This is a genomic window from Microbispora rosea, assembly GCF_900156315.1.
Taxonomy (GTDB): Bacteria; Actinomycetota; Actinomycetes; order Streptosporangiales; family Streptosporangiaceae; genus Microbispora; species Microbispora rosea.
In genome coordinates this window covers 77,847-100,406 of sequence record NZ_FTNI01000027.1, presented here as the reverse complement: position 1 = coordinate 100,406, position 22,560 = coordinate 77,847, and the positions used below count along the sequence as shown (strand labels likewise).

The following is a 22,560-nucleotide window of genomic DNA, read 5'->3' as shown; positions in this document are numbered from 1 at the left end:
ACGCTCCAGGGGTCGGTATGACGGGGAGACAAGGGGAGAGGAGAACCGAAGGCCGAAACCGGGCGACGCCGACCTATAAGGTCTCCGACAGCATCGCGAGACCGGCTTGACACGGGCTTGCCATTCGCGGCCGTGCGCGCGCCTCACCAGGCCCGCACGGCCGGGGCGTGCGGCCCTCGGGGCCAGGGGCGTCAAGGTCCCGTCAAGCGAGCCCTTTCTCCCACCGCACCGTCGAGATGGGTTCACTCGTCCCACAGCGCCCGGCCTATCCGCGCCATGGCGTCGCCGGCCAGGTTCTCGGTGACGTGGGTGTAGCGCTTCGTCGTGGTGAGCTGGGAGTGGCCGAGGATCACCTGAACGACCCGCATGTCGATCCCCTGCTCCAAGAGCAGCGTCGCCGCCGCGATGCTGCCTGACAAACGCCTCGCAGCACGCGCATGAGCGGCGTCTTCGATGCCGAGGTATGCGAAAGTATGCGCCCGACGATTCCCCCTGCCGGAGGCATCCATGAGCATGTCCGACGTCATGTTGACCGGGTACGACGTCTTGCTGCGGCACTGGACCGAGCATGATGCGCCGGCGATGGTGGAACTTTTCGACACCCCGGACATCGCCTATCGCACCCCGCTTCCCTCTCCCTTCGACTTGGCCGCCGCACAGGAGTACTTGCGGATGATCCAAAGAACCCAGGCCGGCGGCCGGCGCCTTCACTTCGCTATCACCGTCGATGGACGACAGCCGCGAGGCGAGGTCTTGCTGAACTTGGAGACAAGCAGTCTTGGGTACGGCCTCGGCGCCGCCTACCGGGGACAGGGCTTGGCCGCTCGCGCAGTCCGGCTGATAACTGAGCACGCCCATCGAACGCTGGCTATGCCTCGCCTGTACGCACAGATCGAGCCCGACAACCACGCCAGCATCGCGGTAGCCCAAAGAGTCGGTTTCCAGCTCACGGACGAAGCACCTGACCGGGTAACCGACAAGGGACGCACCTACGAACTTCTCACCTGGGTGCACGCCGCCTGACGAGCCCGCCTGGCCACCGCCGACGGCGCCTGGCTCGAACAAGCTTCAGGGGCTGCACTGTCGAGCTGTGGAAAGGGGCCGAAGCGGCTCAATAATCGAGAACGCCGTGGGCAGCCACGACGTCGCTTGAAGCGTTCGGCCGCACCTCGGTGATGCGCTCGGCCAGCAGCATCGCAGCGGCGAGCCCGCCCTCCGACTTGTCGCCGACCAGCCCGAGCTCGACCCGGTCGGCCAGGTAGTCCTCCGGGATGCCGTCCTCGTGGCCGGGAAACAGCGGATCGAAGGACAGAACGCTGCGGCCGTCAACGTAGTGCTCGAAGGACGCGACCCTGTTCACGTTGACGAAGACACTGGCCGTGACCGTCCCGGCCGACAAGGGCCGCAGCACCTCGTCCAGCGTGCCGGCGAAGCCGTTCCACTCGCTCAGAATGGTGCCGCCCTCGGCCCAGCGGGCAGAGATGAGGCCCTCCTCGATCTCGCCCTCTTCGTCATCGCCGTCGAATACCTCGATGCCAAGGCGGGCCAGCGCCTCGTGCGGGGTAAGGCCGCGGACGAAGGTTGCGCAGAACGCATCGTCATCGAGCCAGTCGTAGTCGCTCATGAGAATCCTGCTCTCTCCGGGACAGATCATGGTGACTCTGGCATGCGAGTCCGACAAAGAAGCTGTACGGCAAGGAAGCCGACTGCCCTTCCAAATCCGATGGATGGGCGACCGCCCCGAGATCCGCCTGCTACCGGCCGACCCCCACCTCCGACGTGAGGACCTTGGCGAGTGGATCCCCCCGAGAACAGCCTCGCCGCCTCGGAGGGGCGCTGCGGCTCCGAAGTGATCACCAAGGCCTCGCTCATAGGCAAGGCTCCCTCGATCTTGTGGAAAGATCGCGGGATGCTGCGACTCACCGATTTCATCATCGACTGCCCGGACACGATGAAGCTGGCAGCCTTCTACTCCGAGGTGACGGGCCGCCCGATCAAGGAAGGCAGCCACGAGAACTGGGCCGGCATCAAGTTCGGCGAGATCGAGCTGGCCTTCATCCGGGTGGACGACTACCGCGCTCCGCAGTGGCCGGACAGCGAGCACCCCAAGCAGTTCCACCTCGACTTCGAAGTAGACGAGATCGAGTCCGAGCAGCGCCGCGTCCTCGACCTAGGCGCGACGCTGCAGCAGGACTTCGTGGGCCCCAACGGCTACGGCTGGCGGGTTTACACCGACCCGATCGGCCACCCCTTCTGCCTGTGCCGCAACAAGGGCTTCAACTGGACCGACCAGGGCCTGATCTGATCGAAACGCGACGAGGACCTGTCTCGAAGCCATCTGCCCTACTGCGCGACGCCACGGCCGTTCCGCCACTTTTCTTCCCGTTCGGGAGTCGATCCCCGCGATTGCGCAGGCCGCGGCCCTTCGTGTGCTTCCCGTCGCGGCTCCCTGAGCACCACGGCCGCCACCGCGTGCCTGAAGTCGACCACTCCTCAGCGGGCGGCCTGCCTCCGCTGCGTGTGCGGGATCAGGGAGCCGGGGTCACGGCGTCCGGCATCGGCTGCTGCCAGGGCTCTCCGGTGCCATCGGCGGCGAGGTGTCGTTCGTACGCCGCCACTTTGCCGTCGATGAGGTCGAGGCAGTCCTGCAGCTGCGCGAGTTGCGCGATGACGTGGCGCCGGTGCTCGCGCAGCACCTCGAGCCGTTCCGCTTCGTTGCCGCTGCCCTCGCGGACGAGCCGGGCCAGCCGGCTGATCGTCGCCAGCGGCATGCCGGAGGCACGGAACTTCACGCAGTTGCCCAGCCACTCGACGTCCCAGGTGCTGTACACCCGCCGGCCGGTCTCATCGCGCCGCACCTCGCCCGCGAGTAGCCCCGCACGCTCGTACAGCCGCAGCGCGTGCACGCTCAACCCGGTGCGCCTGGCCACCTCGCCGATATGCAGAACTTCAGCCCTCATCGGCCGATCTTAGCCAGTTGACCTAGACCTCGGTCTAGCACCTAGCGTCTGCCGCATGACCAGCGACACGACCAGCGGCACAGGGTCAAGCGCATTCGGCACGGGCCGCACCGCCGGCGAGGTCCTCGACGGGGGCGACCTCACCGGCAGGACCGCGGTTGTCACCGGCGGCTATTCCGGCCTGGGCCTCGCGGCCACCCGTGCGCTCGCCGACGCCGGCGCACGAGTCATCGTCCCGGCTCGCCGGCCCGAGTCGGCACACCAGGCACTGGCCGGCACCCAAGGGGTCGAGATCGACCGGCTCGACCTCGCCGACCTGGATTCCGTACGAGCGTTCGCCGAGCGGTTCCTGCGCAGGCAGGCCACCCTCGACATCCTGATCGCCGGCGCCGGGATCATGGCCTGCCCCGAAACCCGGGTGGGGCCCGGCTGGGAGGCGCAGTTCGCCACCAACCATCTCGGCCACTACGCGCTGACGCAGCTGCTGTGGCCCGCCCTCACCGCCGCCGGTGCGGCCCGCGTCGTCTCGGTCTCCTCGGGCTACAGCGCGGACTGGCGCATCCGGTGGGACGACCTTCAGTTCACCCGTGGCTATGACAAGTGGGCCGCGTACGCGCAGTCCAAGCTCGCGAACATCCTGTTCGCCCGCCACCTGGACCGACTGGGCGCGCCGTACGGGGTCCGCGCCTTCTCGGTCAACCCCGGCTGGATCCTCACTCCGCTGCAGCGGCACCTCACGATCGACGAGATGGTCGCCGCCGGCTGGATCGACGCTGCGGGCAATGCGGCGCCCGGCCTGTTCAGGACACCCGAACAGGGCGCGGCGACACTGGTCTGGGCCGCCACATCGCGCGAGCTCGACGGGCGCGGCGGCGACTACTGCGCCGACTGCCGCATCGCCGACGGCGGCCCGGGAGACGACGGCGAGGCAGCCCGTCTCTGGGCGCTCTCGGCCGACATGACGGGCCTCGACCTCGTCCGCTGAGCCCCGGCCTCCGGCCGGACGCGCAGCAGTTGCCGCCCGATTGCTTCCACCCGAGAATCGCCTAGGACAGAGAGGACATCGCGATGGTCGTCAACCCGGTGATCCCGGGGTTCCATCCCGACCCGAGCGTGTGCCAGGTCGGCGACGACTACTACCTGGCCTGCTCCAGCTTCGAGTACTACCCGGGCGTACCGATCTTCCACAGCCGCGACCTGACGGCATGGACCCAGATCGGCAACGCGCTCGACCGGCCGTCCCAGTTGCGCCTGGTCACCGCGCCGTCCTCCGGCGGGATCTACGCGCCCACCCTGCGCCACCACGACGGCCTGTTTCTGCTGATGACGACCAACGTCTCCGACCGGGGCCACTTCATCGTGACGGCCCGAGATCCGGCCGGCCCCTGGTCGGACCCGATCGTGGTCGACGACCTGCCCGGTGTCGATCCGGACCTCGCCTGGGATGAGACCGGGACCTGCTGGTGCACCTACGCCACCTTCGGCGCCGAGGCAGGCACGATCATGCAGGTGCCCATAGACCCGCTGCGGGGAAAGATCCTCGACGCGCCCCGTCCCCTGTGGTCCGGCACCGGCCTCGCCGCACCGGAAGCGCCACACCTCTACCGGATCGACGGGAACTGGTATCTGCTGATCGCCGAGGGCGGCACCGCGCGTGGTCACGCGGTCTCGGTGGCCCGGGCGCCGACGGCCACCGGTCCGTTCCAGGGCTGCCCGGCCAACCCGGTCCTCAGCCACCGCAGCACCAGCTCACCGATCCAGAACACCGGCCATGGTGACCTGGTCCGGGCGCCGGACGGGTCGTGGCAGATGCTGCTGCTCGGCGTCCGTCCTCGCGGCGTCACGCCCGGCTACCACGTCCTGGGTCGCGAGACCTTCCTCACTCCGGTCCGGTGGGTGGACGGCTGGCCGCAGCCCGCGCCCGTGTCTCCGGGTGGTCCAGCCGTCGGCGTCCATGAACGGGATCACTTCGACGGCACGACCCTCGGGCCGCAATGGCTCTCGATCCGTCACCGGCCCCCGCACGCCTACTCCCTGGACGCCCGGCCGAGCTGGCTGACACTGCACGCCGGCGCCGGTTCACTGGACGATCCGCTTCCGACGTTCGCCGGCCGACGCCAGCAGCACACCACCTGCCGCGTGCGGGTCCGCATGGACCCGGGCAGCGGCTGCGGCGGCCTGGCGGTGCGACTCGACGAGCACCACCACTACCGAATCGAGGCCACCGCGGACAACGTCCGGTGCCTGGCCAGGATCGGTCCGCTCGCTCAGCCGGTCGCGACCCGCCCGGTCGACGCCGACGGTCCGATCGTGCTCGGCATCGACATCGTCCCCGGACCGGCGTCGGACGCGGTCGGCACACCACCCGACGTGGTTCGGCTGGGCGTCGAGGAAGACGGCCGCTTCACACCGTTCGCCGAGCTCGACGGACGCTACCTGTCGACTGAGGTGGCGGGTGGCTACACCGGGCGGGTCATCGGCGTGTACGCGGCGGAGGGCGTCGTCGCCTTCGACTGGTACGAATACACCGGGACGGCAGACTAGGTCGCCGTCGGACGCCCGCGATCAGGGCCGTGGTCACCCTGGCTCACCCTGCCCTGACCGGGACCTCTCCTGACAGTCGAGTGCTGTCGCCGTCCGCGATGTCACACTTCGTTCCCCGCCGGTCCTCTTAGGAGGCGTGGCCGTTCCCGCACGCGCACAGCGGGCGGGACGGCGTCACCCACGTCGACAAGGAGCACTCGGCATGACCATTCTCGTCACCGGAGCCACCGGCACCGTCGGCCGGCAGGTCGTCCGCCATCTGCTGGAGCGCGGCGCGAAGGTGCGGGCGCTGACCCGGGACCCCGGCCGCGCCGTCCTGCCGTACGGCGTCGAGGCTGTGGGCGGTGACCTCACCGACGCCGCCGGCCTGGAGGGGGCCTTCGACGGCGTCACCGCCGTCCACCTGATCAATTTCGGCGTCGGCTACCGGCCTCTCGCCAACGGACGCGACATCGTCGCGCTCGCGGAGCGGGCCGGGGTCGCCAAGGCCACCGTCCTGGGCGGCTGGCAGGAGGGCACGCTGGAGCCGGCCGTCACGGCGAGCGGCCTGGAGTGGACCCTCCTGCGGCCGACGCAGTTCATGGCCAACTTCCTGAACGACTGGGGCGAGTCGCTGCGGACCACCGGGCGGGTGCGTGAGCCGTACGGCGATCGGCAGAGCCCGCCGGTCGACGAGTACGACATCGGCGCCGTCGCGGCGGCGGTGCTGACGCAGGACGGTCACGGCGGCAGGTCCTACCACCTCACCGGCCCCGAGGTGCTGACCGCACGGCGGATGGTCGCGATCATCGCCGAGGCGACCGGCCGCGATCTGCGGTTCGAGGAGCTCACCCCCGACGAGGTGCGCCGCGAGTGGAGCGTGCCGGACCGGCGTCCGCAGCTGGCCCTCTTCCGCGCGTTCGCGGAGATCGAGGGAGCCGACGAGACGGACCTGGTGGAGAGCCTGCTGCGGGTCTACGGCACGCCCAGCGAGTTCGCCACCAGGCTCACCGGCGATGTCGAGCAGGTCGTCGGCCGGCCGCCGCGCACGTTCGCCCAATGGGCCGCCGACAACGCCCGTCACTTCCTGCCCACCGGCCCGCGCTGACCTCACGAAGGCGAAACCCATGATCCTCGTCACCGGAGCGACCGGCGCGGTCGGTCGTCTCATCGTCCAGCGACTCCTCGCCGAAGGCGCCCGCGTGCGCGCCGTGAGCCGATCTCCGCGCGACGCGGCCCTGCCGTACGGCGTGGAGGTCGTCCAGGGCGATCCGGCCCGGCCCGGCACGATGGCCGGGCACTTCGCCGGCATCGAGGCGGTCTTCCTGCACCCGCGCACCTTCGGCGACTCCGCCGACGGGCTCCTGGCCCTGGCCGCCGAGCGGGGCGTGCGCAGAGTGGTGGCCCTGTCGGCGTTGAACATCGACGACCCGTTCGACCTGCAGCCGTCTCGTTGGCGGGGCGACCGGAACAAGGAGGCCGAGGAAGCGGCCGTCGCCAGCGGCCTGGCCTGGACCAGCCTGCGCGCCAGCGCCTTCGCCGGCAACACCCTCCAGGCGTGGGGCGCCCAGATCCGGGCCGGAGACGTCGTGCGCTACGTGCACGCGGGCTTCCGGGAGTCCGTGCTCGACGAGCGGGATCTGGCCGAGGTCGCGGCCCGCGCGCTGCTCACCGACGACCTGCTCCCCGACGCACTGGCGGGCCGCCGGTTGGAGCTCACCGGGCCGGAGTCGCTGTCGCACGAGGAAATGGTGGCGGTGCTCGCCGCCGCGCTCGGCAGGCCCCTGCGCTTCGAGGATGTCCCGTCGCGGGCCGTCGCCGCGCACCTGATCGGCGTGGGGCTGCCCGAGCCGTTCGTGCGTACGCTGATGGCCCGGTATGACCACTACGCCGGCCGCGACCAGCACCCCCCGACGGGTGAGCTCGACAAGGTCCTCGGCCGTCCGGCACGGACGTACGCCGACTGGGTGGCCGACCACGTCGCCGCCTTCCGGAACGGATGAGCCTCCGATGCCGACCGCCTACGTCGTCGCCGCTGTGGTGACCATCGCATTCGACACGTTCTCCGGATTCGCGGCCATGACCCGGTTCGCGCCGATCATGCGTACCCTCGGCCCCGCGCTCGCCCGAGCCGGCGTGCCGGAGTCGTGGCTGGTCTGGCCGATCGGCGCGCTGAAGGCCCTGGGCGCGCTGGGACTCGCGCTGGGGCTGCTCGGCGTGCCCCTCGTCGGCACGGCCGCCGCCGCGGGCCTCGTCCTCTATTTCGTCTGCGCCCTGTACACCCATCTGCGCATCGGCGACTTCTCGCCCCAGTTCTACCTGGCGATCGTGTTCCTCGGCCTGGCGGTCGCCACGCTGGCGCTCGATCCCGCCCTGGTGCTGCACGCGACGCGCTGATCCGGTATCCGTTAGCGGTAAGGAGTCCCATGATGCGTGAAAGTCCCCCGGCCGACGCCTCCGAGGTGTTCGCCGGCCACCGCGAGCTGTTGTTCTCCATCGTCTACACCATGCTCGGCACGGTCGGCGACACCGAGGACGTGCTCCAGGAGACGTGGCTCGCGTGGACGGCACGGGATGTGGCCGGCATCGACAATCCCCGCGCCTACCTGGTGCGTGTCGCGGTCAACCAGGCCCTCGCCCATCAGAGCGCGTTGCGCAGGCGCAAGGAGACCTACCTGGGCCCGTGGCTGCCGGAACCGCTGGTCACGGGGCCCGACGCCGCGGAGCCCGCCGTACGCGGGGAGTCGGTGTCGATCGCGCTGCTGGTGATCCTGGAGACGCTCACCCCGCTGGAGCGGGCCGTGTTCGTCCTGCACGAGGTGTTCGCCTACCAGCACACCGAGATCGCCGACATGCTGGACCGCAGCCCGGCCGCGATCCGGCAGGTCGCCCACCGGGCCCGCGAACACGTGCAGGCGCGGCGCCCCCGCGCCCGGGTCGACCGGCGTACGCACCGGGAGGTGACCGAGCGCTTCATCGAGGCGGCGTTCGGCGGTGACCTGCCCGCGCTGATGGAGATGCTCGCGCCGGACGTCGTCCTGTGGCCCGACGGCGGAGGCAAGTCGGCGGCGGGCGGGCCGCGTCCGATCCGTGGCCGCGACAACGTCGCCCGTGTGGTCGTGGCCAACGCGCGCGGCGGCGTGGACGTCCGCTACCGCCAGGTCAACGGTGACCCCTCCGTGGTCGTCTTCGAGGAGGACGCGCCCCTCGCGGTGATGGTGCTCGATCTCGACGCGGGCGGGGAGCAGGTGTGCGACATCTACGTGGTCAGCAACCCCGACAAGCTCGGCACCATCTCCGGAGACGGTGCCGAGACCCCGGGACCCGCATGACACGACACGGTGAAGGGCCGGGCGCCCGCACCTGCTTCAACCAGGACGCCCGGCCCACGACATCGGCCGGTTTTATCCGATGCGCGACCAGGGACCGTTCGGGTCGCCCGGCTTCTGGTTGCGGGTCCACCACTTCGCCTCGTAGGCGACGCCCTGGTATTCCGCCCGGTCGCCGGCGAGGAAGATCCGTGACGGGGTCCAGACGGCGGTGCCGTCCGACGTGGACACGATCTCCTGCCACGGGCCGTACGGGTCGCCGGGGGCCTGGTTCTTCGTCCACCACGAGGCGCGCCAGACCGAGCCCTTGTAGGACACCTGGTCGTCGGTGTCGTAGACCGAGGTGGCGGCCCAGGCCGGAGGGTTGCCGATGACGATGGGGACGATCCGCTCGGTGGTCAGCCCGTTCGCGCCGACCGCGTCGATCTTGAGCTGGTAGGTGCCGTTCGGGTAGGCGGTGGTGTCGACGACGAGGTCGGGGTGGAGCCCGTCGTTGTGGCTGCCGGGCGCCTTGGTGTTGTCGGTCAGCCAGACACCGTCGCGGTTGAGTTCGATGTAGGTGTAGGACACGTCCGACGCGGCGCCGCCGAGGTCGACGGTGAAGGTCGGCGTGCCGGAGACGGTGGCGCCGTCGGCCACCGAGACGCCCTTGATCGTCAGGTAGGGCGCGAGGGTCCAGAAGTGGTCGGGGACGGCGGCGGCGCCGGTCGCGGGCGCCGGGCTGGCGACGAGGGTCGCGTTGCGTCCGTTGCCCGACGAGTCGGCGACGGCCGTTCCGGCGCTCTCGTCGAACGTGTAGCGCAGGACGTCGCCCGATCCGGCCTGCCCGGTCGCGAGGGTGGACACCTCGGACGCGGTCAGCGCGCGGCTGTAGACGTTGAAGTCGTCCACCGCGGCGGCCAGGTAGGGGTCCCCCGAATACTGCGAGCGGCCGATCCAGTTCTGGGTGGTGTTGCCGAGACTGGACGGGTGCAGGGTGAGGTTGGCGTTGGTGCCTGCGACCTTGTCGTTGACGTAGAGGGTGCCGGTGGTGCCGGACACGGTCACCGTCACCAGCGACCAGGTGTTGAGCGGGAGCGACGTGGTGGAGCTGATCAGTTGCTCCCCGCCGGCGCCGCTGGTCGTGATGGCGAACCGGAGCCCGGCGCCATTGGTGAGCGTCAGGAACATGTAGTTCGACGCGCCGGTGCCGAAGTCGAACACGCGCGACCATGTGGAGTTCTTCGTGGGGTTGACCCACGTCGAGACCGTGAAGTCGCCCGTGACGCCGCTCACCGCGCCGCGCGGCACGTTGACATACTGGTTGGCTCCGGACAGCGCGACGGCCTTGCCGAGCTTGCCGGTCACCCGGGTGCCGCCGATGCCGGAGGACGTGACGGTGGTGTCACTCCACTGCACGACCTGGGCGCCCGAGTCCTTGCTCATGCCGTCGACGGCGAGCACCATGCCCGTGTCGTAGTTCACGAGCTGGTTGTGGCCCTTCCCGTCGGGCACGACCTGCCAGAGCTGGGTGTTGCCGCCGGTGTCGGTCTCCACGACGGCGGTCGCGCCGTTGCCTGACGAGGCGTCCTTCACCCCGAGCACCAGCCCGCTGGCCGCGTTGACCACCTTGTGGAGGCCGGAGCCGGTGGAGACCAGCTTCCACCGCTGCGTGGCGCCGCCCGCGACGGTGGCCTGGTTGACGAGGGTCCCGGCCGACGTCCCCGCATCGTGGGTGTCGAGCGCGAGCCCGCTGTTGAGGTTGGTGATCCGATAGGTGCTCTCGAGGTCGGTCGCCTCACCGTCGCCGCTGACCACCAGGTGGTAGGCGTCGGCGGAGCTCATCGCCACCGGCACGGTGATGGAGCCGTCGGTCACCTGGTAGAGGGTGTCGGAGATGGTGATCGGGCCGGCGACGGGGTTGGTGCGCCCGTACGACGGGGTGTACTCGAGCTTCGCGTGGACGGTGCCGCCCAGGGCGAGCTTGTCCAGTCCGTCGACCTTGACGGCGGTGGCGCCGCTGCCGCCGCCGAAGACCACGCTCACCTGCTTCTTGTCGGCGGGCACGGCGGCTGCGCCGTCGAGGCCGGTCGTGGCGTTGGGCGGGGTGGTGGTGACCATGTCCCCGCTCATGTCGGCGTACCACTTGTAGAGCCAGTAGGCGCCGTTCGGCTTCCCGCCGGTCCCGGTCAGCAGGTCGCCGAGCGCGCCGTAGCCGTTCCAGAACGCGAGCTCCGCGTCGTGGATGCCGTATCGCTCGAACTTCGCGATGTATCCCACCAGGGAGCCCGGAATGCCGACCTCGGACGGCGCCGCGTACTCCTCGATCGAGATCGGGCGGGGGCTGATGCCGAGGTCCTTCATGATGGCGTCGACCTTGGCGAGGTCACCAACGATCTTGCCCGAGTTGATCAGTTCGTGCCAGGAGATGATGTCCGGAACCGTGTCGGTCTCGACCGCGTTCCGCAGGAAGTTCTCCATGTCGTTGATGTTGTCGGAGAAGCTCGGGCCCTGGATCGGCGTGGTCGGGTCGAGCGACCGCACCTGGCGGAAGGTCTTCGTCCAGAAGTCCTCGTAGGTGCCGTTGGACGCGAGCCAGGTGTTGTCCGACTCGTTCCACAGCTCCCAGGCCACCATGTTCGTCGCTCCGGACGCCTGGACGGCCTTGACCTGCTGCTCCACGACGCCTGGCCAGGTGTCCCAGCTGAACCTGTACGGCCAGCCCGCGTAGTAGTCCGACAGGCGGTTGACGACCTTCGCGCCCGCTCTGGCCGCCTTGCCGGCGACCACCAGCACGTCGCCCTTCGCCTGCTGCTTGCCGCCCACGGCCATCTGGACGAACGTGTTCGGCTTGATGGCCTTGACCAGGTCGTCGGAGGGCGTCGCGTCGTCGGCGAGGCCGTACAGGGAGCCCGTCGCGACATGCGTGACCGGGCGGAACGGCTGGTCGGCCTTCACCACGAGCGTGGCCGCGGGGGCCGGCGCGGTGGTCGGCGCCGTGGCCGCGGACGCGGGCGTGGCGGAGAGGGCGGCTCCGGCGGCCACACTCGCGAGCGCGGCCGCCAGGGCCGCCGCGCGGCGGGACGCGCTCCGGAAGCGACTGCGGCCGAGGCGCGGGGCTGAAGCACTCCCCGGGGGAAATGCCGATCGGGACATGGGTGGTACTCCTTTGTGTTGCGTGAACGAGGGGACGTTCACCTTTCTGCGCGCCGTCTCACCAGAACTCCCGGCGCTGCGGAGCTCCCCGCCTCGAAGTGTTAGCGCTAACATTTCGGGCGAGCGGTGGACGACGACGTTCTTGTGGGTGCGGAACGCTTCCTCAGTCCTTGACGGCGCCGGCCGTGACCCCGGCGGCGACGTAGCGCTGGGCGATGACGAGGAGCACGGTGGCCGGGATGGACGCGACGACCGCGGTCGCCATGATGGCGTTCCACTGCTGGTTGTTGTTGCCGATGTAGTGGTAGATGCCGAGCGTGATCGGCTGGTGGCCGCCGCCCTGGTCGAGGGTGGAGGCGAAGACGAAGTCGGACCAGGCCCACAGGAACGTGAACAGCGACACCGTGATGACCGAGTTGCGGCTGACCGGCAGCACGACCGACCAGAACGTGCGCAGCGCGCCCGCGCCGTCCACCCGGGCCGCGTGCATCAGCTCCTCGGGGATGCCGGACATGAACGCGGTGAGGATCAGCACGGCGAACGGCACCGCCAGCGTGGAGTCGGCCACGATCAGCCCCGGCACGGTGTTCAGCACCCCGGTGCTCAGGTAGATCGCGTAGAACCCCATGGCCATGATCACGCCGGGGATCATCTGCGCGATCAGCAGCACGAAGCTCAGCACGCCGCCGCCGCGCGGGCGCAGCTTGGCCAGTGAGTACGCCGCCGGGGCCGCGATCATCAGCGTCAGGGCCACGGTGCCCAGGCCCACCACGAGGCTGGTGGCGAGGTAGGGCCCCTGCTGCTCCAGCACCGCGCGGTAGCCCTCAAGCGTCCCGTGCACGGGGAACCAGTACGGCGGCGACTTGCGCATGTCCTGGTCGCGCGTGAACGAGACGTTGATCATCCAGTAGACCGGGAACAGCATGAGCACGGTGAACACCAGGCCCAGGCCGGTCCGCCACCAGGTGCGCCGGGTCGCCGTCATGCCGCCCCCTGCCTTCGCTGCGTACGGATGTAGACGAGGCCGAAGACCAGCGCGATCACGATCAGCAGGTTGCCGACCGCCGCGCCCGGGCCGAAGGAGGGCAGCATGTTGCCGAAGCCCAGCCGGTAGGACCAGGTGGCGAGCGTCGTTGACGCGTCGCTCGGGCCGCCCTTCGTCATGATCCAGATGATGTCGAACACCTTCAGCGTGTAGACCAGCCCGAGCAGCAGCGTGATCGCCGAGACCGGCCGCAGCAGGGGGAACGTCACCCGCCAGAACCGCTGCCAGGGGGTGGCGCCGTCGAGGGCCGCCGCCTCGTAGATGTGGGTGGGGATCGCCTGGAGTCCGCTGTAGAGCACGACCAGGTTGAACGGGATCCCGATCCAGATGTTGGCGATGGTCACCGACCACAGTGACCAGTCCGGCGACGTCAGCCAGTTGACCGGGTCGGTGCCGACCGCGGTGAGGGCGGCGTTGACCACGCCGGATTCGCTGTTGAGCATCCACGACCATGTTGAGGAGGACACGATCAGAGGCAGCAGCCACGGCACCAGGAACAGCGCTCGCAGCGTCGCCGACAGCCGGAAGTTCCGGCTGAAGAACACCGCCAGCGCGAGCCCGATGGTGAACTGGAAGGCCAGCGACACCACCGTGAACACGATGGTGTGCCACAGCGCCGGGGCGAAGGTGGCGTCGGCGAACACCTTGGCGTAGTTGGCGAACCCGGTGAACGGCGCGTCCCCCTGCACGAACGAGCGCACCGTGTAGTTCCGCAGGCTGAGGTCGACGTTGCGATACAGCGGATAGACGTAGAACGCGAGCAGGTAGACCACCACCGGCACGAGGAACGCCCATGCCGCCCACTGCCCTGTTGCCCACCGCCCTGTTGCCCACTGCCCCGGGCCGCCCCGCCGCGCGGGTGCGCGGTGCGCGCTCCCGGCCCGCGACGCCGTGGCCCCCTCCCGCCAGCCGCCCTCGGTCGGCGGGGCCGGCGTCTGAGTTGCGTGTTTCATGCTTTCCTTCGTCTGGACGACCGGCGGCGGGCCCGGGGCCGGTCGCCCCGGACCCGCGCGACGCTACTGGATGGCGCTCGCCGCCGTGGCCTGGGCCGCGGTCAGCGCCTCCTGCGGCGGCTGCGACCCGCTCAGCGCGGCCTGCATCGCCTTCCACATCGGCTCGGAGATCTTCGGGTACTTCGTGCCGAGGTTGTCGCTGGTGCGGCCCTTGGCCGCCTTGACCGCCTCCACCCACACCTTCAGCTCGGCGTTCTGCTCGACCTGCTTGGTCTGCACGTCCTCCGTCGGCGCGATGTACGACAGCGTCGTGGTGGTGGTCAGGGAGTTGCCGGTGCTGGTCAGGCACGTCACCAGCTTCTGCGACGCGACGTAGCGGGCGGCGTCCTTCTGCACGGGCATGGTGACGAACTCGCCGCCGGTCGGGGCGGGAGCGGTGCCGCCGTCCTTCGCGGGGATCGGGATGATGCCGTAGTCGAAGCCGGTCTTCTTGGCGTTGGCGAGCTGCCAGGTGCCGTTCTCGCTGAAGGCGAAGTCCCCGGTCGCGAACTCCTGCCAGCTCGTGGTCTGGGTGTTGTTGATGACCGAGGTGGGCGCGTAGCCCTTCTTCACCCAGTCGGCCCACAGCGACAGCGCCGCGACGCCCTCGGGCGAGTCGAGCTTCGTGAGGTTCGCACCCGAGCCCCAGAACCAGGGCAGGAACTGGAAGCTGCCCTCCTCGGTGCCGATGCCCGAGAACGTGATGCCCTTCTTGCCCGCCGCCTTCACCTTCTCCAGCGCCGCGGTCAGCGACGCCCAGTCCTTGACCGAGTCGGCGTCCACCCCGGCCTTCTTCAGCACCTCCTTGTTGTAGTAGAGGGCGAGGGTGTTGGCCCCGATCGGGATGCCGTACGTCTTGCTGCCGAGCTGGCCGGCGGCGAGCAGGTTCGGCGAGACGGCCGAGGTGTCGATCTTCGTCTCGTCGGTCGTCGTCAGCACGCCGGCCTCGGCCAGCGTCGAGACGACCGGGTTGTCCACGATCAGCACGTCCGGCGAGTTGCCCTGCTGTGCGGCCAGCAGCGCCTTGTTGGTCAGGTCGGTGGTGTCGTAGCCGGTCCGCTTGACGGTCACCCCGGCCTGGGTGCCGCACTGCGTGAGCAGCTTCACCCAGTCGGAGGAGTCGTCGAACTGCGGGTAGGGGTCCCAGATCGTGTAGGTCCCGCCCCCGGCGGCCTGGTCCGTGCCCGCCGAGGCAACGGCACCGGCGTCGCTCCCGGACGACCCTGAGCACGCGGTGAGACCACCCGCGACGACGAGGACCACCAGGCCCAGGCCGGCGGCACGCCGGCCTTTGTCGAGGCTCTTCATATCGTTCTTCCTTTCGACGGCCGGCGTCCGGCCGCTGTCATCTCGTTCACCGGAGCGGGTCCGCGCGGTCAGGGTGCGAACCCGCGCTGCGGCTCGGGCGCTGCTCAGGTGAGCTGGATGTAGTCCAGCTCGGCAAAGCCGGTCCCGCCGCCGAAGGAGGGGGACCCCTTGGCCAGGCGGATCACGTTGTAGCCCGCCCGCAGGTTCACCGTGGTGCTGACCGTCGCGCCGAACTGGCCCCAGGCGGCCGTGGGTGGATAGCTGACCGTCGTCCAGGCGCCGCCGTTGTACGCCAGCCCCTGCGTGGCGGTCGCGCCGGTCGCGTTGGCGTAGCCGATGGTCATCGTGTACGCCCGGGCCGTGGGCACGTTCACCACGAAGTCGACGTAGCTGTCCGTGGCGTGATCGCCGTTGTTGTTGTCGATGCGCCCCACGTAGCCTCCCTCGGACGCGCTCGAGCTCGTCAGCCGCTGGGCGCGGAAGACGGCCGCGTTCTCCGCCTCGTAGCGCTGCTGATAGGACGGCACCCCGCTGACCGGCTCGATCACCAGGTTGTAGGCGCTCGTCGCCGACATGTTCGGCACCGAGACGCTGATCTGCCCGTTGCTCACGGTGTAGGTGCTCGTCGAGATGGTCGTCGGCGCGGTCACGGCGGTGAACCGGCCGTTCGCGGGGGTCGACTGCAGGGTCGCCCGGACCGAGGAGCCCAGCGCGCCGATGCCCGTGACGCGCACCGTGTTGGTGCCCGACTCGTTGCCGAAGACCACGTTGACGATCTTGCGGGTGGAGTCGTAGGAGGCGAAGCCGTCCAGCCCGGTCTGGGTGGCCGGGGTGGTGGTGACCATACGGCCGGCCATGTCGCCGTACCACTTGTACAGCCACCACGTGCCGGTGGGCTGGCTGTTGTTGACGACAAGCCCGTTCATGGTGCCGTATTCGTACCAGAACGCCCTGTGTGCCGTCTCGACGCCAGCGCGCTCGAACTTGGCAACGTAACTGGCGATCCGGCCGGGGACGTCGACCTCGCCCGGCGCGGCGTACTCGTTGATCGCGATGCGGCGGGGGCTAATGCCGAGCGAGCTTTCCAGCGCGCGGTAGTCGGCGATGTGCCCGGCGATGCCGCTGGGATCGCCGCCCAGCTCGTGCCAGCAGATGACGTCGGGCAGCGTGCCCGCGGCCTTGGCGCTGCTCAGGAACGACGACAACCAGGAGCGGTTGTAGTAGGAGGTGCTCGGGCCGACGATCGGCGTCGTCGTGTCCAGCGCCCGCACGGCCCGGTAGGTGCGCGTCCACCCGTCGTTGAAGGACCCGGCGGCGGAGGTGTTCCAGGTCCCGTCGGGCTCGTTCCACAGCTCCCAGCCGATGACGTTGGTCACCGAGGTCGCGTTGCGACGGGCGGCGACCATCGTGTTCACCTTGGCCAGCCAGTCGTTCCAGCTCACCCACTGGTAGGGGAAGTTCGGGTAGATGTCCGGCATCCGGATGTACTCCCCGGCCCCCACCCGGGTGGCCTGCGGGGCCACGAGCAGCGCGTCGCCGCCGGGCGGCTGGCCGTTGGGCCGCTGCCCCACGCCCGGGGCGGGCTGCGTCAGCGAGTTGACCTTCAGCGGCAGCAGCGCGGAGTCGGCCGGTCTGCTGTTCTCCGCCAGGCCGTACAGGCCGCCGGCGGCGACGTGGGTGACGGGCCGGAAGGGCTGGGCCGCGTTCACCGTCAGGGTGGCGCCCGCCGCCTCGGCGGGCGCCAGCGGGACGAGCGCCCCGGCCAGTGACACGGACAGCGCGGGTAACAGGGTCGTGCGTCGGGGTCTGCGCATATACCTACCTCGCTCTTTCTAATGCTCAGGTGGGGGGTGGAGAGGAGGTGGAGCCGGGAACCGCCCGCCCCGAATTCGGCGGCGTGCGCCGCGGGCGGTTCCCTCTTCCGGCGCGGGCCGCACGACGCGGCCCGCGAGGTCATTCCGTGGCGACCGGAATCCAGACCCGCATCGGGCCCTCACTCCGGTTGCCCCAGAGGAAGTACGGCACCGCCGTGAGCGTGAGCGGCGTGCCCGGCCGCTCCCGCCTTCTCCCGGTGGCGTACAGCGAGTCGCCGGCCTGGGTGACCAGCCCGCCGATGTTGATCATGACCGGGATGTCCGCCGGGCCCTCCCCGCGGTCCGATGCGGCCGAAGCGGCGGTGACCGCAGGCGCGGCGGGGTCCAGCCGCACGTCCTCCAGGACCGTTCCGGGCGGCAGGTCCGCCTGCTCCAGGCAGTACACGAGCGGGCCGCGTGCCAGGGCGACGCAGCCCCGCACCGCGTCCACGCGCGGGTGCGCGGTCACCTGCCGGACGGGCATGTCGAGGTCGAGGACGACCGTCGTACCCGGCGCCCAGACTCGGGTGAGCCGGATGTAGCCGTCCCGCGCGGGGGCCATCACCGGGCCGCCGTCGATCCTGACCGTGTACGCGTCGCACCAGGCCGGCACGCGCAGCGCGAGCGTCCAGGGGACGGCGGTCCCGGCGGTCACGGTCAGCTCGATCCGCCCCTGCCAGGGGTATTCGGTGCGCATGTCCACCTGTACGGCGGCGCCCGCGACCTCGGCGTTCACGGTGCCCGAGGCGTACAGGTGGATCTGCAGGCCGTCGTCGTGGGCGGTGGCCAGATAGCCGTGCAGCGAGGCCATCAGCCGGGCGATGTTGGGCGGGCAGCAGGCGCACGAATACCAGGGCAGCCGGCGCGCCGCCTCCTCCTCCCCCGAGCTCGCGTGTCCCGTGCGCAGCTGCAGGGGGTTGGAGTAGAAGAAGCGCCTGCCGTCGGACGACACGGCGGGGGCGACCGCGTTGTACAGCGCCCGCTCCATCTCGTCGGCGTAGCGGGCCCGGCCGGTGGCCAGCAGCAGCCGCCAGTTCACGTGGACGCTCGCGATCGCCGCGCAGGTCTCGGCGTAGGCCCGGTCGGCCGGCAGCTCGTACGGGCCGCCGTACGCCTCGTCGCGGTGGCGCGAGCCGTGCGCGCCGGTCACGTAGGTGCGCCGGTGGACGGCGTCCTCCCACAGCCGCTCGGCCGCGTCCAGCAGCACGTGGTCGCCCGCCTCCACGCCCACGTCGACCATCCCGGCCAGCAGGTAGAGCTGGCGTACGGCGTGGCCGGTGACCTCGCGGGCCTCGCGTACGGGCACGTGGTCCTGGTAGTAGGCGGGCCCGAACCGCCCGTGCCCGAGCAGACCCCGTCCGCGCAGGTCGAGGAACCGGCGCGCCAGGTCCAGATAGGGCCGGTGGCCGGTCAGCCGGTAGAGCTCGGCGAGCGCGGTCTCGATCTCCGGATGCCCGCAGACCTCTTCGACACCGTCAGGCCCGAACCGCTCCACCAGCAGGTCGGCGAACCGGCGGGCCACGGCCACCAGCGCGGGGCTCACGCCGGTGCGCGCGGCGGCCACCGCCGCCTGGAAGAGATGGCCGGCGCAGTACAGCTCGTGGCTCCAGTCCGGCTTGCGCCACCGCTCGTCCGGCGCGACGACGGTGAAGTAGGAGTTGAGGTAGCCGTCCGCCTGCTGGGCGCGGGCGAGCAACGCGACCGTGTCCTCCACGAACGACCGCAGCGCCCCGTCGCCGGGCGAGGTGCCCAGCTCCCAAGCCGCGGCCTCCAGCGTCTTGTGGACGTCGGAGTCGGCGAACCACATGCCGGCGAACGCCGCGTCCGACTCGCCCGCGGCGGCTCGGAGGTTGCCGATGTTCCCGGCGCGGTGCAGGTTGTCCACGCAGTGCGGCAGCGTGTCCTCGGCGTTGCGCCGCTGCCACTGCCCCAGCAGACCCCCCGGGTCGAGACGGGCCTGGTCCGGGCTCAGCGGCCACAGCGCGGCGGTCGCCCCGGGCCCCGGGGCCACCGGCCCCGCCGAACCACGCAGCGCCGCCGGCTCCGCCGAACCGCGGAGGTCGACCGGGGAGGTGTCTGACAACTTCTGCTCAGTCATGCCTCATCTTTCGTGGAGCAGGGGTCGTCCTTCACGCCACCGAGGAGTCTCCTGCTCACGGAGGAGTCTCCTGCTCACGGCGAGGGACGCGGGAAGTCCGCCGAGGCGGACCGCCCTGGTGCCTGCGAAGCGACAAGCCAGAGGGCAGGTCGCCCGCAGTAGGAAACTAGGAAAACGATTGCCGTCACGGTATCCAACCGGCTTCCAGACCGTCAATAGCCTGTTTCCGCGTTGTTACGAGGGCTTCGTAGTCGCACGTACGGCCTATAGAGTGGGGCTCAGGCAACCCCCTAGGAAAGTGGAGGAAAAGTGGGAAAGCTGGAGCGTCATGCCACGATCGCCGACGTCGCGGCGTTGGCCGGGGTGTCGGTGGGCACGGCCTCCAAGGCGCTCAACGGACGCGGATCGCTGCGGGAGGAGACCCGCATGCGCGTCAGGGAGGCGGCCCGGCAGCTCAGCTTCGAGGCGAACGCGGGCGCCCGAAGCCTGCACTCGGGCCGCACCTACACGGTCGGCATGATCACCACCGACACGATCGGGCGGTTCAGCATCCCCGTGCTGATGGGCGCGGAGGACGCGCTGGGCGCCGGAGAGATGTCGGTCTTCCTCTGCGACGGGCGCGACGATCCCATCCGCGAGCAGTACTACGTCAAGACCCTCCTCAGTCGCCGGGTCGACGGCATGATCGTCACCGGCCGGCGCACCGAGGCGCGGGCGCCCATCGGCGCCAACCTGCCCGTGCCCGTCGTCTACGCCTTCATCAGCTCGGCCGACCCCGGCGACTGCTCGGTGGTCCCTGACGAGGCGGGCGGCGCCCGCAAGGCGGTCGAGCACCTGCTGGCCGTCGGGCGCACCCGGATCGCCCACGTCACGGGGCCCGAGCACCACAACTCCGCCCGGGTGCGCGCGGCCGCGGCCTCCGAGCGCCTCGCCGAGGACGGGCTGTCCCTGGTCGCTCCCCCGCTGTTCGGCGGATGGAGCGAGGTGTGGGGCCGTCAGGCCGTCGGCATCCTCCTCGCCGGCCGGGCCGAGTTCGACGCCGTCTTCTGCGGCAGCGACCAGATCGCCCGGGGCGTCTGCGACGCGCTGCGGGCCGCCGGCCGCCGGGTCCCCCAGGACGTCGCCCTCATCGGCTTCGACAACTGGGACGTCATGACCGAAGCCTGCCAGCCGCCGCTGACCAGCATCGATCTGGACCTCGAAGGGCTCGGCCGGTCGGCGGCGGAGATGCTCCTGGCCGCCATCAACGGCTCCCCCTCCCCCGGCCGGCACGCCCACCCCTGCCGCCTCGTGGTCCGGGAGTCGACCACCGTGCCGCTCACGTGACCGTGTCCGTACGGCGCCTCGCGACGTGGGTCGCCCGGGTCATGACACGGTCGCGCTCATGACCCGGGCCCGGTCAGCAGTGGAGCTCAGCAGTGGAGCGCCGCTCAGCGGTGGAGCACGTCCGGGGTGTCGTCCTCGATGAGGAAACCCCCGGACTGGTGGTGCCAGAGCCGGGCGTAGGGGCCTTCGGCCTGGAGCAGTTCGCCGTGGGTGCCCTGCTCCACGATGTGCCCCCGGTTGAGCACGACGAGCCGGTCCATGCGGACCACGGTGCTCAGGCGGTGCGCGACCACGAGTGCCGTACGGTCCTGCATCAACTGCCACAGGGCTTCCTGCACGAGGATCTCGCTCTCGGAGTCCAGCGCGCTGGTCGCCTCGTCCAGCAGCAGGATCGGGGCGTCGCGCAGGATGGCGCGCGCGAGCGCGATGCGCTGCCGCTGGCCGCCGGAGAGCTTGACGCCGCGCTCGCCGACCAGGGTGTCGAACCCGTCCGGCAGGGACTCGACGAACTCCGTGACGTGCGCCGCCCGCGCGGCCCGGAGGATCTCGGCCTCGGTGGCGCCCGGCCGGGCGAACGCGAGGTTGTCGCGCACGGACCGGTGGAACATGGCGGGCTCCTGCGGCACGTAGGCGATCAGGCTGCGCAGGTCGGCCTGGCGCAGCCGGGCGATGTCCTGGCCGCCGATCAGGATGCGGCCCCCGTCTATGTCCATGAGCCGGAGCAACAGCCGGGTGAGCGTGGTCTTGCCGCCGCCGGACTGGCCGACCAGCCCGATCTTGGCGCCGCTGGGGATGTCCAGGTCCAGGCCGTCGAACAGGAGCGGGCCGCCGCCGTGCGCGAACCGCACCCGTTCGAAGCGGATGCTCGCGTCGACCCGGCGCAGCGGCTGCGGATCGACCGGGTCCACCACGGTCGGCGGCACGAGAAGCAGCTCGGTGAACTGGGCCGCCTCGGTGAGCACGCTCTCGATGCGCCGGTAGATCTGGTTGAACTCGAACATGATGCCGATCGCGTTCGTGTAGTAGGTGAACGTCACCACGATGGCCTCCACGCCGAGACCTCCGCGCAGCGCCACGGCGAGGAGCAGGCCCACGGAGCTGGTGAGCACCGACAGCGGGGCGACGACGGTGTCCACCTTGAGGTTGCCGTAATCCCACGAGAGCAGGGACAACCTGCGCTGCTCGGCGATCCTCGCCCGATATTCGGCGGCCTCGCGCTCCTCGGCGGCGAACGAGCGGACCGTGTCCATGTTGGCCAGCACGTCGGCGACGTGACCCGACACCAGCACTCTGGCGGCCTCGCGCCGGTCCACCAGCGCCCGGCGGCGGCGGATGAGCGGGGCGACGAGAAACCCGGTGACGATGATGAGGCCCACCAGAACGAGGACCAGCAGCGGGTGGTATCGCCACAGCACCACCGAGGCGAAGGCCAGGGGCACCACCTTGGCCACGATCGAGAACGTGAGCGTGTCGGCGAACTCCTCGAACCTGGAGGAGAAGCCGATCACCCGCTTGGTCAGGGAGCCGGCGAAGTTGTCGTGGAAGAACGCGGCGTCCTTGGCCAGCAGCTCGTCCATGCCCACCACGCCGAGCCGCTCGATGCCCCGGGCGTCGGTGCGGTTCAGGAAGTGCAGCCCCACCCGCCACAGCACCTCACCGGTCAGCAGCATCGCGCCGAACCCGAGCACGTACGGCAGGAGCGCACCGACGGTGCCGTCCCCGCCGCCGGACAGATGCCCCACGAGCCCGGCCACCGCCAGCGGCGCCAGGTAGAACAGGCAGATGTTCCCCAGGGCCGGCAACGTCAGCGCGGGCACCGCGACCCGCCGTTGGCGCCTCAGCTCGCCGCAGTAGTAGCGCAGCACCAGCAGAAGCGCTGTTCTACGCACGGATGGGCCGTTATCAGCGTCCTCAAGTGATCCGAGCGCAGCCATCAGCCCTCCCCGCCGCCGAACCCGCCGTGGTCATGGTCTCGCAGTGCGTGAGGGAAG

The 22,560-nt window shown here is 70.4% G+C and carries 19 protein-coding genes; 9 read left to right on the top strand and 10 right to left on the bottom strand.

The genetic code is table 11. The features are described from left to right. Positions 1-242: 242 nt before the first annotated feature. Complete coding sequence (locus BXA11_RS44940; protein ID WP_244303598.1) at positions 243-419, bottom strand: tyrosine-type recombinase/integrase; 177 nt, start codon at positions 417-419, stop codon at positions 243-245. 88 nt (positions 420-507) lie between these two features. Between BXA11_RS44940 and BXA11_RS31225 the strand changes: the two genes are divergently transcribed. After that, positions 508-1,023 (top strand): GNAT family N-acetyltransferase, encoded by a 516-nt coding sequence (locus BXA11_RS31225; protein WP_076440266.1) that lies wholly within the window; start codon positions 508-510, stop codon positions 1,021-1,023. Between the two features lie 88 nt (positions 1,024-1,111). Here the strand turns inward: BXA11_RS31225 and BXA11_RS31220 are convergent, their stop codons facing one another. Continuing rightward, complete coding sequence (locus BXA11_RS31220; RefSeq protein WP_076440264.1) at positions 1,112-1,624, bottom strand: DUF6461 domain-containing protein; 513 nt, start codon at positions 1,622-1,624, stop codon at positions 1,112-1,114. 171 nt (positions 1,625-1,795) lie between these two features. On the opposite strand from BXA11_RS31220, the gene BXA11_RS31215 reads away from it, so the two are divergent. Then, positions 1,796-2,305: a VOC family protein gene (locus tag BXA11_RS31215; RefSeq protein WP_239105040.1), complete on the top strand. Its 510-nt coding sequence runs from the start codon at positions 1,796-1,798 to the stop codon at positions 2,303-2,305. A 223-nt stretch (positions 2,306-2,528) separates the two neighbouring features. On the opposite strand, the gene BXA11_RS31210 is transcribed toward BXA11_RS31215, so the two are convergent. Then, positions 2,529-2,960, bottom strand: coding sequence for a MerR family transcriptional regulator (locus tag BXA11_RS31210; RefSeq protein ID WP_076440262.1), 432 nt, complete (start codon positions 2,958-2,960; stop codon positions 2,529-2,531). A gap of 55 nt (positions 2,961-3,015) precedes the next feature. Between BXA11_RS31210 and BXA11_RS31205 the strand changes: the two genes are divergently transcribed. From BXA11_RS31205 to sigJ, 6 genes are all read left to right on the top strand, one after another. Further along, positions 3,016-3,945, top strand: a complete 930-nt coding sequence (locus BXA11_RS31205; protein WP_076440260.1) for an oxidoreductase — start codon at positions 3,016-3,018, stop codon at positions 3,943-3,945. A gap of 83 nt (positions 3,946-4,028) precedes the next feature. Further along, positions 4,029-5,504 (top strand): glycoside hydrolase family 43 protein, encoded by a 1,476-nt coding sequence (locus BXA11_RS31200; RefSeq protein WP_076440258.1) that lies wholly within the window; start codon positions 4,029-4,031, stop codon positions 5,502-5,504. Positions 5,505-5,706: 202 nt separating this feature from the next. Further along, positions 5,707-6,591, top strand: a complete 885-nt coding sequence (locus tag BXA11_RS31195) for an NmrA family NAD(P)-binding protein (RefSeq protein WP_076440256.1) — start codon at positions 5,707-5,709, stop codon at positions 6,589-6,591. A gap of 19 nt (positions 6,592-6,610) precedes the next feature. Continuing rightward, positions 6,611-7,486 (top strand): NAD(P)H-binding protein, encoded by an 876-nt coding sequence (locus tag BXA11_RS31190; RefSeq protein WP_076440254.1) that lies wholly within the window; start codon positions 6,611-6,613, stop codon positions 7,484-7,486. 7 nt (positions 7,487-7,493) lie between these two features. Beyond that, on the top strand, positions 7,494-7,880 hold the full coding sequence (locus tag BXA11_RS31185) for a DoxX family protein (protein WP_076440252.1): 387 nt from the start codon (positions 7,494-7,496) through the stop codon (positions 7,878-7,880). 32 nt (positions 7,881-7,912) lie between these two features. After that, positions 7,913-8,815 carry an RNA polymerase sigma factor SigJ gene (sigJ, locus tag BXA11_RS31180; protein ID WP_076440334.1) on the top strand — a complete coding sequence of 301 codons (903 nt, stop codon included), beginning with the start codon at positions 7,913-7,915 and terminating at the stop codon, positions 8,813-8,815. A 72-nt stretch (positions 8,816-8,887) separates the two neighbouring features. Here the strand turns inward: sigJ and BXA11_RS31175 are convergent, their stop codons facing one another. The 6 genes from BXA11_RS31175 to BXA11_RS31150 all read right to left on the bottom strand — a co-directional run bounded on the left by BXA11_RS31175 (position 8,888) and on the right by BXA11_RS31150 (position 19,243). Continuing rightward, on the bottom strand, positions 8,888-11,947 hold the full coding sequence (locus BXA11_RS31175) for a LamG-like jellyroll fold domain-containing protein (RefSeq protein ID WP_083744703.1): 3,060 nt from the start codon (positions 11,945-11,947) through the stop codon (positions 8,888-8,890). A gap of 163 nt (positions 11,948-12,110) precedes the next feature. Continuing rightward, positions 12,111-12,932 (bottom strand): carbohydrate ABC transporter permease, encoded by an 822-nt coding sequence (locus BXA11_RS31170; RefSeq protein WP_076440247.1) that lies wholly within the window; start codon positions 12,930-12,932, stop codon positions 12,111-12,113. Next, positions 12,929-13,945 (bottom strand): carbohydrate ABC transporter permease, encoded by a 1,017-nt coding sequence (locus BXA11_RS31165; RefSeq protein ID WP_076440245.1) that lies wholly within the window; start codon positions 13,943-13,945, stop codon positions 12,929-12,931. Before BXA11_RS31165 ends, BXA11_RS31170 begins: the two co-directional genes overlap by 4 nt. A gap of 63 nt (positions 13,946-14,008) precedes the next feature. Beyond that, on the bottom strand, positions 14,009-15,292 hold the full coding sequence (locus BXA11_RS31160; protein WP_076440243.1) for a sugar ABC transporter substrate-binding protein: 1,284 nt from the start codon (positions 15,290-15,292) through the stop codon (positions 14,009-14,011). 104 nt (positions 15,293-15,396) lie between these two features. Further along, positions 15,397-17,106 (bottom strand): carbohydrate-binding protein, encoded by a 1,710-nt coding sequence (locus BXA11_RS31155; protein ID WP_143734612.1) that lies wholly within the window; start codon positions 17,104-17,106, stop codon positions 15,397-15,399. 139 nt (positions 17,107-17,245) lie between these two features. Beyond that, a complete protein-coding gene (locus BXA11_RS31150) occupies positions 17,246-19,243 on the bottom strand; it encodes a glycoside hydrolase family 127 protein (RefSeq protein ID WP_083744702.1) in 1,998 nt (665 codons plus the stop codon). A gap of 309 nt (positions 19,244-19,552) precedes the next feature. On the opposite strand from BXA11_RS31150, the gene BXA11_RS31145 reads away from it, so the two are divergent. Next, positions 19,553-20,569, top strand: a complete 1,017-nt coding sequence (locus BXA11_RS31145; protein ID WP_197042749.1) for a LacI family DNA-binding transcriptional regulator — start codon at positions 19,553-19,555, stop codon at positions 20,567-20,569. A 104-nt stretch (positions 20,570-20,673) separates the two neighbouring features. Here the strand turns inward: BXA11_RS31145 and BXA11_RS31140 are convergent, their stop codons facing one another. Further along, a complete protein-coding gene (locus BXA11_RS31140; protein WP_244303597.1) occupies positions 20,674-22,458 on the bottom strand; it encodes an ABC transporter ATP-binding protein in 1,785 nt (594 codons plus the stop codon). Between the last annotated feature and the right edge of the window lie 102 nt (positions 22,459-22,560).

Excerpts from the sequence above, each read along its gene's own strand:
- BXA11_RS31220 (WP_076440264.1), bottom strand. The coding sequence starts at position 1,624 with ATGAGCGACTACGACTGGCTCGATGACGATGCGTTCTGCGCAACCTTC.
- BXA11_RS31225 (WP_076440266.1), top strand. The coding sequence starts at position 508 with ATGAGCATGTCCGACGTCATGTTGACCGGGTACGACGTCTTGCTGCGG.
- BXA11_RS31185 (WP_076440252.1), top strand. The coding sequence starts at position 7,494 with ATGCCGACCGCCTACGTCGTCGCCGCTGTGGTGACCATCGCATTCGAC.
- BXA11_RS31165 (WP_076440245.1), bottom strand. The coding sequence starts at position 13,945 with ATGAAACACGCAACTCAGACGCCGGCCCCGCCGACCGAGGGCGGCTGG.
- sigJ (WP_076440334.1), top strand. The coding sequence starts at position 7,913 with ATGCGTGAAAGTCCCCCGGCCGACGCCTCCGAGGTGTTCGCCGGCCAC.
- BXA11_RS31190 (WP_076440254.1), top strand. The coding sequence starts at position 6,611 with ATGATCCTCGTCACCGGAGCGACCGGCGCGGTCGGTCGTCTCATCGTC.
- BXA11_RS31155 (WP_143734612.1), bottom strand. The coding sequence starts at position 17,106 with ATGCGCAGACCCCGACGCACGACCCTGTTACCCGCGCTGTCCGTGTCA.
- BXA11_RS31210 (WP_076440262.1), bottom strand. The coding sequence starts at position 2,960 with ATGAGGGCTGAAGTTCTGCATATCGGCGAGGTGGCCAGGCGCACCGGG.
- BXA11_RS31150 (WP_083744702.1), bottom strand. The coding sequence starts at position 19,243 with ATGACTGAGCAGAAGTTGTCAGACACCTCCCCGGTCGACCTCCGCGGT.
- BXA11_RS31170 (WP_076440247.1), bottom strand. The coding sequence starts at position 12,932 with ATGACGGCGACCCGGCGCACCTGGTGGCGGACCGGCCTGGGCCTGGTG.
- BXA11_RS31195 (WP_076440256.1), top strand. The coding sequence starts at position 5,707 with ATGACCATTCTCGTCACCGGAGCCACCGGCACCGTCGGCCGGCAGGTC.
- BXA11_RS31175 (WP_083744703.1), bottom strand. The coding sequence starts at position 11,947 with ATGTCCCGATCGGCATTTCCCCCGGGGAGTGCTTCAGCCCCGCGCCTC.
- BXA11_RS31160 (WP_076440243.1), bottom strand. The coding sequence starts at position 15,292 with ATGAAGAGCCTCGACAAAGGCCGGCGTGCCGCCGGCCTGGGCCTGGTG.
- BXA11_RS31205 (WP_076440260.1), top strand. The coding sequence starts at position 3,016 with ATGACCAGCGACACGACCAGCGGCACAGGGTCAAGCGCATTCGGCACG.
- BXA11_RS31200 (WP_076440258.1), top strand. The coding sequence starts at position 4,029 with ATGGTCGTCAACCCGGTGATCCCGGGGTTCCATCCCGACCCGAGCGTG.